The organism is Proteus faecis (genome assembly GCF_030286765.1).
GTDB classification, from domain to species: domain Bacteria; phylum Pseudomonadota; class Gammaproteobacteria; order Enterobacterales; family Enterobacteriaceae; genus Proteus; species Proteus faecis.
Window position 1 is genome coordinate 681,251 of record NZ_JASVWV010000001.1, and the last position, 15,379, is coordinate 696,629.

The following is a 15,379-nucleotide window of genomic DNA, read 5'->3' on the forward strand; positions in this document are numbered from 1 at the left end:
ACCAGAAAAAGTTGTAACAACTGTATCTATCTCTCATTTCTAAGCATAAAAATCATAAAAAAATAACATAAGCTGTACATATTTTTATTATTTTGTAGGATCTACAATTGTCATGTGACTAACTGCCTTACAAGAGTATTTTTCATGGAACTGGAACACGAAAGTAAACGCCCTCTCTACATCCCGTATGCAGGCCCAATCCTGCTTGAATTTCCCCTGTTAAATAAAGGTAGTGCTTTCAGCGAAGAAGAACGCAGCACCTTTAACTTACATGGTTTACTGCCAGAAGCAGTTGAAACCATCGAAGAGCAGGTTGAACGCGCTTATCGCCAATATCTTGATTTCAAAAACGATAACGATAAACATATTTACCTACGAAATATCCAAGATACCAATGAAACCCTGTTTTACCGTCTATTGGAATCTCACCTCACTGAAATGATGCCAATCATTTATACGCCAACAGTGGGTGAAGCTTGTGAACATTTCTCTGATATTTATCGTCGAGCTCGCGGTTTATTTATCTCTTACCCTAACCGTGCCAATATCGACGATATGCTACAAAACGCCACGAAACAGAACGTCAAAGTCATTGTTGTAACAGATGGCGAACGTATTCTCGGTTTAGGTGACCAAGGTATCGGTGGTATGGGTATACCTATCGGTAAACTCTCTTTATATACCGCGTGTGGTGGTATTAGCCCAGCGTACACACTGCCTGTTGTACTTGATGTTGGTACTAACAACCCACAACGTTTAAATGATCCTCTGTATATGGGATGGCGTCATCCTCGCATTACAGGTGATGAATACAACGAATTTGTTGATGAGTTTATCCAAGCAGTTAAACGTCGCTGGCCAAATGTTTTATTACAATTTGAAGATTTCGCACAAAAAAATGCGATGCCTTTATTAAACCGTTATCGTGATGAACTATGTTGCTTTAACGATGATATTCAAGGTACAGCATCGGTCACTTTAGGTAGCCTAATTGCAGCAAGTCGTGCTGCTGGTCGCCAGTTAAAAGACCAAACAGTCACTTTCTTAGGTGCTGGTTCTGCAGGTTGTGGTATTGCTGAGCAAATCATTGCCCAAATGAAATCTGAAGGTTTAAGTGATGAGCAAGCGCGTGAACGTATCTTTATGGTTGACCGTTTCGGCTTATTAACAGACAAACTGCCAAATTTACTGGATTTCCAAAGCAAACTTATCCAAAAAAGCGAAACCATTGCTAATTGGGAAACCGCAAGTGATGCAATTTCACTGCTAGAAGTGGTTAAGAATGCAAAACCAACTATTTTGATTGGTGTTTCAGGACAAGCAGGTTTATTCACTGAAGAAATTATTCGTGAAATGCACAAACACTGTGAACGTCCTATCGTAATGCCATTATCTAACCCAACGTCTCGTGTAGAAGCGCGTCCTGAAGATATTATCAACTGGACTGATGGACAAGCTTTAGTGGCCACAGGTAGCCCATTTGCACCCGTTAAATACAAAGATAAAGAGTATCCAATTGCACAATGTAACAACTCTTATATCTTCCCAGGTATTGGGTTAGGTGTTATCGCATGTGGTGCGAAGCGTGTTACTGATGCCATGTTAATGGTTGCAAGCCGCGCATTAGCAGATTGCTCTCCAATGGCAAAAGAAGGTGATGGTTCTCTGTTACCTTTACTGGCTGATATTCAACAAGTTTCGCGCTACATCGCAAAACAAGTTGCCAAACAAGCACAAGTACAAGGTGTTGCTACTGTTACGTCTGATTCAGCATTAGAAGAAGCGATTGAACGTAACTATTGGGCACCAGAGTACCGTATTTACAAAAGAACCTCGTTCTAGTAGCTTGAAACACTAAGTACCATTCTGAAAAGCGCGTCATTACTTAATATGAGGCGCTTTTTTCTTGCTTCCCTATTCCTGCTCAAGTAGCCTTAAGCATTATGAAAGTCATTGGTTATTTGCGTCATTAAGGCAAGGACATGCTAAAACGCCTCATTTATCTCTTTCTCACACTTTTTATGCTGCTTGCAGTCATTTTGATTGCCTGCGATCGTTGGATCGGCTGGAAAACTAATCCTTATATCTTTGAAGATGTGGATACATTACCCGCTAAAAAAGTGGGTATGGTGTTAGGTACATCGAAGTACTATACCAGCGGTTATATAAATCAGTTTTATCAATACCGTATTCAAGGTGCTGTTAATGCTTATAATAGTGGCAAAATTCAGTATTTATTACTTAGCGGTGATAATGCAAAACATAGCTATAATGAGCCAAATACGATGCGTAAAGATCTCATTAAAGCAGGCATTCCTGCCTCTCGTATTGTGATGGATTTTGCGGGTTTCAGAACACTCGATTCAGTTGTACGAACAAAAGAGGTGTTTGGTACAGATGGATTTACCATTATTACTCAGCGTTTTCACTGTGAACGTGCTGTTTTTATCGCATTAGAAAAAGGAATTGATGCGCAATGCTTTGCGGTTGCATCCCCAAAAAGCATGTTTAAAGTGCGTGTACGCGAAGTATTTGCAAGAGCAGGTGCAATGATTGATGTTTATATTCTAAACCGCGAACCCCGCTTTTTAGGGCCACCAGAAACGATCCCCGCAATACAATCTATCCCTGAAGGCATTAAAGGTTATCCTGCGGTTTCACCGGAGGAAGTCGAATCACTTCCTCTGAATGAAAATAATCATGAAAAAACCTAAAAAAATTGTGCTAATTTTGAGGCTGATTTGCGCCAGATCCACTCTATTGGCCCTTGCGGAAAATAACGTAACCAAATCACAGCAAAAGCAATATTAATTGCCCAAATGACGACAACAAAAGGCATCAGCTCAGGTAAAGTAAATTGGTTAAATAACCCCATACGCTGAAATAGATAAATACCAATAACACTTTGCATTAAATAGGTCGTTAACGCCATTTTGCCAACACAACGTAAAGCATAAGCAAAATAAGAATGTTGAATACTATTCCAACTCCAATAGAACAGCGCAATATATCCCAAACTTTGCACCACTTGTATCAGCATAGTTAAAGGCTGTGCTAAAATAGCCGCCCAGCGGTAATCCCAATCAAGATAATAATCCACCAGCACAATAACCGTTTGTAAGCTTAAACTTATTGTGAGGAAATAAAGTGCTACACGACCATAATGAGCGCGACTAAATTTCTGCTGCAACCAGCCTGATGCCATTAATGCTGCTCCCATCAACATCGCACCAAACAAAAACCAACTGTATTGACGTACTAGATTAAAAACAAACAGCGTTAGCTCATTTAAACGATAATAAACACTATTTAAATAAGGCCCTGTTTTCCAATCTGATTCAGATAATTGAGAATATGGTGTGCTATACCAAACGGTATCAATAAAATCACGATAATAATAAAACAACGCACCTAAAATAAGCGCACCACAAAAATAGAGTACCGCGCCTAATATAAATTGGTGCTTTGTCGCAATTGATTTGATAAACGCAAAAACAAATAAACCACATATACTATATGGAAATAAAATGTCACCTTCCCAAATAAATAATGTGTGAATAACCCCAATCAATGCCAATACAACGAGTCGCGATAAATTAAAACGCATCCCTTTATACAAAAGCAGATAAAGCGTACCACCAAATAGTAACGCAAAAATAAAGAGGAATTTTCCTTGAGCAAACAGATTTAATGCCATCCATGTTATACGATCACCAAAAGAGGCTTCTCCCGAATGTAATGGGTTAAATGAAGCCACTCTTAATAATGCAAAACCTGAAATATTGAGCAATAAAATGCCAAGGATCGCCATTCCTCTCAACGCATCAAGTGCTTCGATACGCTGATGAGACGATTCATTCATTTTTATTTAAAATCTCAAATATGACGAACAGCGCGCAAAAACTCCTGACGCGTATTTTGACTAGATTTAAATAATCCACCTAACGAAGTTGTTGTCGTTGCACTCGTTGCATCACGGATGCCTCGCGCTTTAACACAATAGTGCACCGCATCAATAGAAACAGCCACATTTTTTGTACCGAGTAACGTTTGTAATGCGATAAGAATTTGCTGTGTTAAACGTTCTTGAACTTGAGGGCGCTGAGCAAAGAATTGCACAATTCGATTAATTTTAGATAACCCAATCACTTTATCTTTTGGAATATAAGCCACAATCGCTTTACCATCAATAGTGACAAAATGATGCTCACAAGTACTTGTTAATGTGATATCTCGCACCGTCACCATTTCATCAACTTGCATTTTATTTTCAATTAGCGTGATTTTTGGGAAGTTGTGGTAATCCAGCCCTGAGAAAATTTCATCAACATACATTTTAGCAATACGACGAGGTGTTTCAGCTAAACTATCGTCGCTTAAATCCAGATTTAACAGCTTCATCACTTCTGTCATATGATGTTCAATTTGCTGCTTGCTCTCACTTGGAGAGAGTTGTGGTTCACGAAGAGGCGTTTCCAAACCGCGTTCGACTAACGCAGCGTGCACCCATTGCGCCTCTTTACTTAATGATGACATTGGACTCTCCGATAAACACATTAATTAAGTAGCTGTTATCGCGCTTAGCAACAACAGCTTACACTTTAGATGACCTCAATCACATTATCCAGCAATACCGCATTTTTCGTTATGAAATTATTGCATTTTTGTATGGACTATTTTTTGTTTGCTAAGCTATTTTTCTTTTAAACACACCAGAAAACCGCCGATTATCAATACAATAAAGGCAACATAAAGTGCGGGTTCTAATTTTCCCGTCAATGCCGTTGAAAGTGAAGAAATGACAGGGCCAACTAATTGTCCAATAGCATAAAAAGTAGTGAGTAAACCCGCCATATAACGCCCATGCTCAGGCGCTAATTCTCTACCTCGTAAAAAAGCCAGCTGTACCGCACACATAAGACCGCCACCAATTAAGAAAGCGCCAATCGCAAGCCCTGTTATTGTCGGAAGCCACTCTGCAATCAAAATACCTAATGCTTGTAACCAAAGCGTAATAGCTAAACGTAACTGCGTATTTAATACATTACGCGTTAAAATAGCGATCCCAATACATAATGCCGCAGAAGCACCGAATACAGGCCAAACAAATTGCGCAATTAGGCTTCCTGGAAAGCGTTCTGCCGCCATTTGAGAAAGAAATGTTGCAGGTAAAATATAACCAAATCCGGCAAAAGTATAACCCCAAATCAGCTTTTTCATCGCGGGAGTTAGCGTTAAAGGGGCAACGTTTACTGCTTCTCTACTCATTGACCAAGGCTTAGGAAGATAGTAGCTCACATATAGGGCACAAATAAAAGCAAGAGAACCATAAATTAACCATCCCGCCATCGCGCTCATTTGCCATTTCATTATAAACACAGCAAGAATACCGCTAATAAATATACCTGCGCCAGTTCCGGCATAAACAGCCACACTTAATGCTGGTCGATTAAGACGAGCCAGTAATTCGTTAGCCCATGAAGCCACTAGCACTAACGTCCAACCACTTGCCCAGCCAATAAAAAATCGTGCAATACTATGTGTAAATGCATCATTTAAAAAAGCAGACAGCAGCGTAATTATCACCGCTCCCCAAAGACCAGCCCACAAGCGATATCCCACACCTTTAACGGCTTTCATCGCATCATAGGAGCCCGCAAGATAACCAAGATAATTAAATGCAGCGACAATACCCGCACTTGTCAGTGTTAATTGATATTCTGCAATCATCAACGGCACTTGTGGTGTAAATGTAAAGCGCCCTATTCCCATTGCCACAACTAAAGCAAGAAACCCACTAAAAGCGATATGAAAAGCTTGCGCTGAATGACTTTGATGATTTGAAGTATTCATGGATATCCACTATTTTATCATTTTAAATATGCTACTCATTAATAGCAGAACAAGTAACATATTACCGCCAACACACTAACATTTTCGTAATAATAAGTTTCATTTCTTTCTATTCACAAGATGATCTCTGACATGATGATGTTCATCGTGATAGATTAGTATCATGAAATAAAAAAGAACATTTTGATAGATCTTGGAGTATATGATGAGTCAATGTCACGTTAGCGGTTTATTATCTCTTGATGAAGCGCTAGAAAAACTACTTGAAAAACCGCTGGCAATTACCAATACCCTTAACATTCCATTAAATAACGCCGCAGATTATATTCTAAGTGAAGATATTACATCTCCACTGAATGTTCCCCCTTTTGATAATTCGGCAATGGATGGTTACGGACTTCGTTACGCTGACTTAGAAGCCCAAGCTCCACTTCCTATTGCAGGTAAATCGTTTGCAGGGATCCCTTTCGAGGGAGAACTCCCTGTTGGGCAATGTGTACGCATTATGACAGGAGCAATGGTTCCTACTGGTGTTGATACTGTCATTATGCAAGAAGAAGCTGAAGTAACTGAGCATGGTGTTCGTTTTTTACAGCCGGCAAAAAAAGGCCAGAATATTCGCCGGATTGGTGAAGATATTAAAGAAAACGACATTGTATTACCTGCTGGTACTAAACTTTCAACCGCGCAATTACCTTTAATTGCCTCTTTAGGTGTAGCAACAGTACACGTTTATCGTCGTTTAAAAGTAGCTGTTTTCTCAACTGGTGATGAATTACAAACTATCGGTCAGCCATTAAAAGCGGGACAAATTTATGATACTAATCGCTTTGCAGTACGTTTAATGCTAGAAAAACTAGGATGTGAAGTGTTAGATTTAGGCGTTATTCCTGATTCACCAGAAAAACTGCGTGAAACCTTTAAAAAGGCTGATCAAGAAGCAGATTTAGTGATCAGCAGTGGGGGTGTTTCTGTGGGCGAGGCCGATTACACCAAACAAATTCTTGATGAAATTGGTGAAATTGGTTTTTGGAAATTAGCGATCAAACCAGGAAAACCTTTTGCTTTTGGTCGGTTACACAACGCATGGTTCTGCGGTTTACCAGGTAATCCAGTCTCGGCAACGGTGACATTCTACCAATTAGTCCAACCTTTAATCGCTCGTTTGTCAGGATTTAGCCATTGGAAAGCACCACAACGTTTCCAAGCTATTGCTCAATCATCATTGAAAAAATCAGTAGGTCGCTTAGATTTTCAACGAGGTATCGCCAGTATCAATGCAGATGGCAAATGGCAAGTCGATACTTCAGGACATCAAGGCTCTCATGTTTATAGCTCATTTAGTGTCGCTAACTGCTTTATTGTTTTAGAGCGTGAACGCGGTAAAGTCGCTGCGGGCGAAACTGTGACTATCGAACTATTTAATTCTCTATTAAAAAGTGAATAGCCTTTATGAGTATTGAATTAACGGATGAAGAAACACTACGCTACAATCGCCAGATCGTATTAAGAGGCTTTGATTTTGATGGTCAAGAAGCGCTGAAAAGCGCTTCTGTATTGATTGTTGGCGCAGGTGGTTTAGGATGTAGTGCCTCGCAATATCTTACAGCCGCAGGTATAGGGAAACTCACATTATTAGATTTTGATACCGTTTCCCTTTCTAATCTGCAACGCCAAATTCTTCATCGCGACGCCACGATTGGTCAACCTAAAGTACTCTCTGCAAAAGCAACATTAGAAGCAATTAATCCTCATGTCACGATAGAAACCGTTGATGCATTACTTGAAGATGAAGCTTTATCAGAGCTTATTAGCCACCATAATATGGTTATGGATTGTACTGATAATGTGACAGTGCGTGAACAACTTAATCGCCTCTGCTTTCAGCAGAAAAAACCGCTCGTTTCTGGTGCTGCTATTCGGATGGAAGGACAAATTAGTGTGTTCACCTATCAAGAAGACGAGCCTTGCTATCGCTGTTTAAGTCATCTTTTTGGTGATAATGCATTAAGTTGTGTTGAAGCTGGCGTAATGGCACCCGTAGTAGGTACTATTGGCACATTACAAGCCGTTGAAGCCATTAAATTACTGACTGGCTACGGTGAAAATTTACATGGTAAAGTATTGATGTTTGATGCAATGAGAATGCAATTTCGCGAATTCAAATTACCTAAAAATCCACATTGCGAAGTGTGTTCTGCCAATTTACCAGACAACTAACCACTTTTTATCCAAGATAAGGTAAGTCTAACCGATTTAAACTTACCTTACTTTCTCTCAAAAATAGAGGTATTAAACTGTTTTTTACACATTTTAATCCACCTTCTAAGTCGTATTTTTCGTTAAGTCGATGTAACAAGCTTGTAGTATTCACTCTGATTTAATTCTACTATGACCGCCCGCGTCAAAACGCAACAGGATGCCCTATAAGCAAAACCATCATTTAAGCACGCATTCTATGTGCTAAAAAAGCAATACAAGGTAGAAGAATGACATTTCAAATTGCAGACACTCTCTATTACAACGGACTTATTTATACCGCTGATCATAATAACAATATTGTTGATGCCATCGCGATCGAGCAAGGTATCATTATTGCTTCAGGTAAAAAAGAGGCGTTACTTTCTTACTGCAATGAAAATACAGAGCAGATTGATTTGCAGGGAAGAATGGTCATGCCGGGCATTATTGATGCACATATGCACCCTTTCTGGGGAGGTGCAACGTTAGCAGGTTGCCATCTTGATTATCAATCACTCTCTATCGATGACATTTTATTGCGTATTCAGAACTACCTTGATGAAAACTTTATCGATAGTGATACCGAATGGTTAAAAGTCTCCGCATGGTATCGAGAGGGTATGCAACCAGAAGGCGTGCAAATGACACGTTACCACCTTGATACCTTAAATACGACCCGCCCTATTTTGCTCTTTTCTAGTGATTGCCATAGCGTTCTTGCTAATTCTCGCGCTCTAGCGCTATTAAATATCACCGCAGAAACGCCCGATCCCCCTGATGGAAACATTGAACGTGATGGTGATAGAACACCTATTGGTATTCTTGAAGATGCACCAGCAATGCAAGCCATTGATAGTTTACCTCCATTGACTGACGCTCAAAATTTACAGATAGCTCGCCATGTTCAAAAATTATTAAATCAACAAGGCGTGACCACCATTATGGATGCTCGTGTGGGTGAGCCTCAATTACGTGCCTTTAATACATTAAGAAAAACAGGCGAATTGACTCTTCGTATAGAGAATGCCGTTGAAATCACGCCAGATGATGTAGCGTGTATTGACGATATTCCAAACGCTGTACACCATGCTACTACTCGCTTTTCACAATGGCATCAAATCAGCAATGGCGCTCAACCCAGTGTTGCGATCCGCCATATCAAACTTTTCCTTGATGGTGTATTACAAGCACCGATTATGACAGCGCGCTTACACTCACCTTATCGTATTAATGTTGGTACTGATGACACGCCACACTGGCAAAACTCTGAACATATTGGCGATCTCTATTTCTCACCTGAAATTTTAACACCACTAATCACTGAGATTGCCCGTGCGGGTTATCATCCTCATATTCATACTGTTGCTGAAGGTGCCATTAGTACAGCACTTGATGCAATTAGTGTAATGCGTAAAGCGTTACCTGAAAAAGACATAAGACCGGGACTTGCACATAATGAATTGATGTGTGAAAAAGATTACGCCCGCTTTACACAACTAAAAGCCTACCCTTTTCTCTCCTTCCAATGGGCAGCAGTAGAACAGAGCAATATCGAAAAAGATATTGAAATGCTAGGTAAATCTCGCTGTGACTATTTAGAGACTGCTGGCAAATTTATTGATGCAGGTGTTACTGTTGCTTTTGGTAGCGATTGGCCGATTGATCCACTTAATGAATGGTACGATTTTAAAGTCGCGATGACTCGCCAAAAAGATGCAACAAGCCCACGTCTTGATAACGATCGTAACCTTACGACAATTGAAGTTTTACGTGCAGCGACTATTAATGCCGCTCAAGCATTAGATATGGATAAGCAAATTGGATCACTAGAAGTCGGAAAATTTGCCGATTTAATTGTATTAGATAGAAACTTGTTTGAAATATCGGCAGAAGATGTTGAAAATGTCAGGGTATTGTGTACGATCATTGCGGGGAAACCCACAATTTAGCTGAATAATATAATTAATAAACCCGCCGTTGAAGCGGGTTTATTTTTATCTACGCACTTAATCCTATGAGAATTAACGTAAATTGGATCTGCTATAAAGCAATCCCCATCACGGAGCTCACTTCTTTTAACCCTTCACGCTGGTAAAAACGTTTAGCCGCACCATTTTCAGCTAATACAGATAACTCAAGATGAGTCATTTTTTCTGATTTAGCCCACTCTTTCATTGCTGTTAATAGCAAGCTACCTACGCCTTGGCTACGAATGGAAGGGTCAACAATAATATCGTAAATATAAGCATATTTACGTTGAACTAAGCAGTTAAACATCGGTGTTTCTTGAATTTGCGCCATGCTAAATCCAACCACTTTACCGTCTAAATCTGCTACTAAAAGATGAAACTTATTATTTTTTATTCCATTAATAATAAAAGCTTCATCTTGCTCACCCGGTTTTAATCGATCAGGTTGTAACTTCGCCATTTCATTAAATAAATAAGTGTAAAGCGTGCTAATTTCTTCTATATCAGACAAAATTGCTTTTCTTATTATTATCATTTTTTACCTTTATTTGTTATAGGTTTTTACTGGTGGCGCAATATATGTTTCAAATTTATCTAAAAGTTGAATAGGACATTGTTCCACAATCGCCATAGTTCGATATTTTTCATGTAAGAATTGTTCATCAGCCATTTTATCAATCATCATTAATAATGGAGAATAGAACTGATTGATATTAAGCAAGCCTAACGGTTTTTGATGTAAACCAATTTGGCTCCAAGTAAAGACTTCACTAAACTCTTCTAATGTACCAAAACCTCCAGGCAAAGCGACAAAACCTTCAGCTAATTCAATCATTTTGCTTTTACGTTGATGCATTGTTTCAACGACATGTAGCTCGGTCAGATTTTTATGTGAAATTTCACGGCCTTCTAATAATACAGGAATAACACCAATCACCTTTCCGCCTTCGGCTAATACAGTATCAGCGAGAGTGCCCATAATACCGACGCTGGCACCACCATAAATTAAGGTAATATTACGTTTAACCAGCTCTTTAGCAAAAATAATTGCTTGTTCTTTATAAATAGGTGAAGCCCCTAAACTAGAACCACAATACACTGCGATAGATTTTATTTTACTCATTTTTTATTCTCTTTTAGCTAGTTAAAACGAGCTTGGAATTATACTGAAGGTACTTTTAATAAAAAAGGTTAAAAAAAGTGTTTTTACGCTTTTTATCGCATATATATATTTAATCATTATTAACACTTATATTTATGAGAAGTTATTTTTAATTTTGTTAAATATAAATTAATTTATATTTTAGCCAAGTTCACTAAACAAAATTAAAATAAAAAATATTTATTAATGAGTAGCTATATTAAAGTGGGTAATTTTACTTTATATTATGCGATCCTTTGTTAGCTGTTAACAGAGAACACATACGATTGATTATTGACGAGGTTTTATAGGATGTTGTCAGCCAGGCACTCAGCTAAATTACAGGTATTTTACCCTGTGCTTCTTTTGCTTCTCTCTATGCTTTCAATTCAAAGTGGCGCATCCCTTGCTAAAAGCCTATTTCCTGTTATTGGTGCCCCAGCTGTAACGGCATTACGTCTATTATTGGGCACGTTGATCCTCTTTTTTATTTTTAAACCGTGGCGACTCAAGTTTAATCGAGAATCAATTATGCCACTGTTTCTATATGGTTTATCTTTAGGGGCAATGAATTACCTTTTCTACCTCTCGCTTGAAACCATTCCTTTAGGTATTGCTGTTGCCCTTGAATTTACAGGACCTTTAGCTGTTGCCATGTTTTCATCGCGCAGAGCTATCGACTTTTTATGGATAATTTTAGTCATTGCTGGATTAGGGTTATTACTCCCTATTGGCGATAATATTCATGGATTAGATCCTCTAGGTATTCTTTATGCACTGGGTGCTGGTGTAGGTTGGGCATTATATATTGTATTCGGGCAACGTGCAGGTAAAGGCTATGGCGCGGCAACAGTTTCAATTGGCTCATTAGTTGCTGCCTTTATTTTTGTACCTATTGGTATGTTGCAAAGTAGTCCTGATATTATGTTTAGCTGGTCAATTTTACCTGTTGCATTAGCTATTGCGATTTTATCAACCGCTTTCCCCTATACGTTAGAAATGATTGCTCTTACACGTTTACCAGCTAAAACATTCGGTACTTTAATGAGCTTAGAACCATGTATGGGTGCCTTTATTGGTATTATTTTCTTACACGAACATTTGACATTAATTCAATGGATTGCTCTTGCCTTTATTGTGTTAGCCTCTATAGGTTCAACAGTAACCATGAAAAGCAAAACCAAAATTGAGGAAGTAAAATAGATATTTAACTCATTTTGCTCAATAACAAATAAATATTAATTTAAAAAGGATCTTATGATCCTTTTTACTTATTAAATAATAACTTTACTGATCTATCATTGCTATTTTACGCACATTGTCCTAACCTAAATAGGTTATTTCGATAGATTAGTTTTTTTTAAATAGATGACCTATCAATTTAATAGTATCAATCGATAAGACTAACCATTAATAATTCACTATCATAATTAACAGAAATTAAGATATTGAGTTATTAATTATTTAGGGAGAACGATTATGAGTACTGCTAAATTAGTCAAATCCACACCTTCAAGCCTGCTTTATACCCGTAATAACCTCGATGACAGTGTAAAACTTCATGCTATCGAACTATTGCAACAGATGGTGACGCAGTTTATCGACCTATCTCTCATCACAAAACAAGCGCACTGGAATATGCGTGGCAGAAACTTTATTTCTGTTCATGAGATGGTTGACGGTTTCCGCGATACCATTAATCAGCACACTGATGAGTTTGCAGAGCGTGTTGTCCAATTAGGTGGCACTGTATTGGGTACGGCACAAGTGGTGAGTAAGAAAACCCCCTTAAAAGCGTATCCTCTGGATATCCATGATGTACAAGATCACCTAAAAGCGCTGGCTGATCGTTATGCAGTTGTTGCTAATGATATTCGCAAAGCTATTGACGAAGTTGAAGACGAAGATACCGCCGATATGTTTACAGCCGCATCGCGTGATCTTGATAAATTCTTATGGTTCATTGAAGCCAATATTGAGAACTAATTAACATATAACAATACATTGTTAATAATGAGAAAAGCGGTCATTTAAGACCGCCTTTCTCTATTTTCGATTTAGTTAAAATTTATAGACAACGCCAACATTAACGCTAAAACCATTTCCTGGAAAAAATAAAGCATTATTTTTATTCACACTTGGATTAGCTAACGTACTTGCCGCATAACGTTTATTGGTTATGTTATCTAAATTAAGATAAGTCAACCATATATTGTCATATTGATAGTGTGCATTAAATCCTAATAATGCATAGGGTTTACTCTTTTCAAGATTAAGATGGTTGCCATGATCAACAGCAACATTTGTTGGTGACCAATACACTGTAGGACCGAATCTCAATCCATTTAATTGGTAGTTAATTTCACCCGAAATAAGATTTCTAGGAACACCTGCAATATATTTTCGGTTATATTCTCCGCCCATAAAACGAAAATCATTATACGTCCATGTTGCGCGGTAGAGAAAATCCCCTACACGAAGAGGTTGAATGGCATTTATAGTAAATTCGACACCTTGATGACGAGTTTTAGCAGGATAATTATAAATATCGACAATATTCCCGTTTTGATCGTGGGATGTAATATATTCATCTTTAATAAAACTGCGATAAAGCGCAGTACTCAAACTAATATTATCAGTTAATTCAATATCACTACCAATTTCAAAACTAGTTGCTTTTTGAGGCGAAAACTTTAACAGATTGACCTTATTTAACGGTGCTTTAGGGTTAATAATATCATTAAAAGAAGCTGGCTCTTGGCTCATACTGACATTAGCAAATAAACGTGTTTTGTAATTAGGATACCAAATCAGCCCAACTTTAGGTGTTAAGAAATTAAAGGATTGTGCAAGGGAATTATGACCCGAAAATACATCTCTTTTCGCATATGTTCCTTTTATATCTAAATTAAATAACACACTGTTACTAATATGTATTCCTGCGCCTAAAGATGCATAAATATTCTCAGCTCGTCCATCATATCGACCTAACCAACCTTTGGGATTTTTCTCGATATCATCTTTCATTATCGAATGATCCCAAGCTAACGCTGCACGATAACTAATATGCTGGGTTTCTAATTTATAATTAAATTGAGCGCCTTTCGTATAGTAATTCACAAATTGATAATGACTGGGTGTTTTGAAATTATCATGTGTTTGTGAATACCACCATCCTAGTTGAATATCATGAGCACCGAGATCCCACGTTGACTTATTCATAATGCGTATTTGCTCCACATTACGATGGGGATCTTTCTTCTGGATAGCAGGTAATACACTTTTGGGATCATTTGCAAGCATTTGTGATGTTGCAGGGCCGGGAACATCGAAACGCAGATCAGTCCAATTAATCCATGTTCTGTTTTCAAAGTTGCCTGAGGTATACCCTAATGTTGAACGTATTGTTTTACGTTGAGAAGCAGAATGCTCCCGATACCCATCATAATGGTCATAACTTAGGCTTATTCTGGCATCAATAGGATGATCATCACTATAACCACCTAACGCCATTTGTAGACCTTGACGTCCAAAAGAACCTTGTTCATAACGCAATTGATTTTGATTATCTCGTCCTGTATAAGTGATAAAATCAAGCTCTCCTCCTAAGTTATTGCTTTGTAATTGTGTACTATTTGCACCACGGCGAATGCTAATAAATTGTACATCTCGTACATCAATCATACTTGAGTGAAAGCTCCCATCGGCTTCATTGAGAGGTAATCCGTCTTGGAGTAATAACACCCCTCTAGAAAGTGGCGCACTTTGAACACCTGAACCGCGAATACTTAAACGAGGTTGATCTAATCCACCAAATAAACTTTGTATCACAATACCTGGTTGATTCTTTAAGGCATCATTCAACGTTAATAAGCGGCTCTCATGATTAACTGTAATTAAATTGGTTCCTCCAGCTATATTACTTATTTTTTCAGACTCAATGTTATAAATGCGATTTGATGTATGTTCTTCTTTTTGTCCAGTGACAATAATATGTTCCAGTTTATTTTCACTCGCTTGGGAATAGTTAAATAGTGGTGTAATCGAAAGCAAAGAGAATGAAATAAACCATAAAGATTTTTTTAAAATAAGCATATTTATCGTTCTATTTATCGTTAAAGAAAAAATAAAAATATTTTTTAGTTTTATTTATAAAAAATGCCCAATAAAATTG

The 15,379-nt window shown here is 38.1% G+C and carries 13 protein-coding genes; 7 read left to right on the top strand and 6 right to left on the bottom strand.

Translation table 11 applies throughout. The features are described from left to right. Positions 1–144 precede the first annotated feature (144 nt). Positions 145–1,842: an NAD-dependent malic enzyme gene (locus QSH13_RS03255; protein ID WP_109406467.1), complete on the top strand. Its 1,698-nt coding sequence runs from the start codon at positions 145–147 to the stop codon at positions 1,840–1,842. Positions 1,843–1,982: 140 nt separating this feature from the next. Further along, positions 1,983–2,714 (top strand): outer membrane permeability protein SanA, encoded by a 732-nt coding sequence (gene sanA, locus QSH13_RS03260; RefSeq protein WP_109398081.1) that lies wholly within the window; start codon positions 1,983–1,985, stop codon positions 2,712–2,714. Here the strand turns inward: sanA and yeiB are convergent. From yeiB to QSH13_RS03275, 3 genes are all read right to left on the bottom strand, one after another. Further along, positions 2,711–3,862, bottom strand: a complete 1,152-nt coding sequence (gene yeiB, locus QSH13_RS03265) for a DUF418 domain-containing protein YeiB (protein ID WP_196544421.1) — start codon at positions 3,860–3,862, stop codon at positions 2,711–2,713. The two genes, sanA and yeiB, sit on opposite strands and share 4 nt — an antisense overlap. Positions 3,863–3,876: 14 nt before the next feature. Beyond that, positions 3,877–4,536: a GTP cyclohydrolase I FolE gene (folE, locus tag QSH13_RS03270; RefSeq protein ID WP_109398083.1), complete on the bottom strand. Its 660-nt coding sequence runs from the start codon at positions 4,534–4,536 to the stop codon at positions 3,877–3,879. Between the two features lie 156 nt (positions 4,537–4,692). Next, entirely contained in the window at positions 4,693–5,853 is a 1,161-nt protein-coding gene (locus tag QSH13_RS03275) for a YbfB/YjiJ family MFS transporter (protein ID WP_109398084.1), read from the bottom strand. A gap of 205 nt (positions 5,854–6,058) precedes the next feature. Between QSH13_RS03275 and moeA the strand changes: the two genes are divergently transcribed. From moeA to QSH13_RS03290, 3 genes are all read left to right on the top strand, one after another. Then, positions 6,059–7,300 carry a molybdopterin molybdotransferase MoeA gene (gene moeA / locus QSH13_RS03280; protein WP_109398085.1) on the top strand — a complete coding sequence of 414 codons (1,242 nt, stop codon included), beginning with the start codon at positions 6,059–6,061 and terminating at the stop codon, positions 7,298–7,300. A gap of 5 nt (positions 7,301–7,305) precedes the next feature. Next, the gene (moeB, locus tag QSH13_RS03285; RefSeq protein ID WP_109398086.1) at positions 7,306–8,073 is read left to right on the top strand and encodes a molybdopterin-synthase adenylyltransferase MoeB; all 768 of its coding nucleotides are present in this window, start codon (positions 7,306–7,308) and stop codon (positions 8,071–8,073) included. Positions 8,074–8,342: 269 nt separating this feature from the next. Then, positions 8,343–10,043 carry an amidohydrolase gene (locus QSH13_RS03290; RefSeq protein WP_286038820.1) on the top strand — a complete coding sequence of 567 codons (1,701 nt, stop codon included), beginning with the start codon at positions 8,343–8,345 and terminating at the stop codon, positions 10,041–10,043. A gap of 91 nt (positions 10,044–10,134) precedes the next feature. On the opposite strand, the gene QSH13_RS03295 is transcribed toward QSH13_RS03290, so the two are convergent. Both QSH13_RS03295 and QSH13_RS03300 read right to left on the bottom strand, forming a co-directional pair. After that, entirely contained in the window at positions 10,135–10,599 is a 465-nt protein-coding gene (locus QSH13_RS03295) for a GNAT family N-acetyltransferase (RefSeq protein ID WP_286038821.1), read from the bottom strand. A gap of 9 nt (positions 10,600–10,608) precedes the next feature. Beyond that, complete coding sequence (locus QSH13_RS03300; RefSeq protein ID WP_109398089.1) at positions 10,609–11,187, bottom strand: LOG family protein; 579 nt, start codon at positions 11,185–11,187, stop codon at positions 10,609–10,611. A gap of 330 nt (positions 11,188–11,517) precedes the next feature. Here QSH13_RS03300 and rhtA point away from each other — a divergent pair, with 330 nt between their 5' ends. Together rhtA and dps are read left to right on the top strand one after the other, a co-directional pair. After that, positions 11,518–12,408 carry a threonine/homoserine exporter RhtA gene (gene rhtA, locus QSH13_RS03305; protein ID WP_109406469.1) on the top strand — a complete coding sequence of 297 codons (891 nt, stop codon included), beginning with the start codon at positions 11,518–11,520 and terminating at the stop codon, positions 12,406–12,408. Positions 12,409–12,684: 276 nt separating this feature from the next. Continuing rightward, complete coding sequence (dps, locus tag QSH13_RS03310; RefSeq protein WP_006537560.1) at positions 12,685–13,191, top strand: DNA starvation/stationary phase protection protein Dps; 507 nt, start codon at positions 12,685–12,687, stop codon at positions 13,189–13,191. Positions 13,192–13,266: 75 nt separating this feature from the next. Here the strand turns inward: dps and QSH13_RS03315 are convergent, their stop codons facing one another. Next, on the bottom strand, positions 13,267–15,300 hold the full coding sequence (locus QSH13_RS03315; RefSeq protein WP_196544424.1) for a TonB-dependent receptor plug domain-containing protein: 2,034 nt from the start codon (positions 15,298–15,300) through the stop codon (positions 13,267–13,269). Between the last annotated feature and the right edge of the window lie 79 nt (positions 15,301–15,379).

Excerpts from the sequence above, each read along its gene's own strand:
- QSH13_RS03255 (WP_109406467.1), top strand. The coding sequence starts at position 145 with ATGGAACTGGAACACGAAAGTAAACGCCCTCTCTACATCCCGTATGCA.
- sanA (WP_109398081.1), top strand. The coding sequence starts at position 1,983 with ATGCTAAAACGCCTCATTTATCTCTTTCTCACACTTTTTATGCTGCTT.
- yeiB (WP_196544421.1), bottom strand. The coding sequence starts at position 3,862 with ATGAATGAATCGTCTCATCAGCGTATCGAAGCACTTGATGCGTTGAGA.
- folE (WP_109398083.1), bottom strand. The coding sequence starts at position 4,536 with ATGTCATCATTAAGTAAAGAGGCGCAATGGGTGCACGCTGCGTTAGTC.
- QSH13_RS03275 (WP_109398084.1), bottom strand. The coding sequence starts at position 5,853 with ATGAATACTTCAAATCATCAAAGTCATTCAGCGCAAGCTTTTCATATC.
- moeA (WP_109398085.1), top strand. The coding sequence starts at position 6,059 with ATGAGTCAATGTCACGTTAGCGGTTTATTATCTCTTGATGAAGCGCTA.
- moeB (WP_109398086.1), top strand. The coding sequence starts at position 7,306 with ATGAGTATTGAATTAACGGATGAAGAAACACTACGCTACAATCGCCAG.
- QSH13_RS03290 (WP_286038820.1), top strand. The coding sequence starts at position 8,343 with ATGACATTTCAAATTGCAGACACTCTCTATTACAACGGACTTATTTAT.
- QSH13_RS03295 (WP_286038821.1), bottom strand. The coding sequence starts at position 10,599 with ATGATAATAATAAGAAAAGCAATTTTGTCTGATATAGAAGAAATTAGC.
- QSH13_RS03300 (WP_109398089.1), bottom strand. The coding sequence starts at position 11,187 with ATGAGTAAAATAAAATCTATCGCAGTGTATTGTGGTTCTAGTTTAGGG.
- rhtA (WP_109406469.1), top strand. The coding sequence starts at position 11,518 with ATGTTGTCAGCCAGGCACTCAGCTAAATTACAGGTATTTTACCCTGTG.
- dps (WP_006537560.1), top strand. The coding sequence starts at position 12,685 with ATGAGTACTGCTAAATTAGTCAAATCCACACCTTCAAGCCTGCTTTAT.
- QSH13_RS03315 (WP_196544424.1), bottom strand. The coding sequence starts at position 15,300 with ATGCTTATTTTAAAAAAATCTTTATGGTTTATTTCATTCTCTTTGCTT.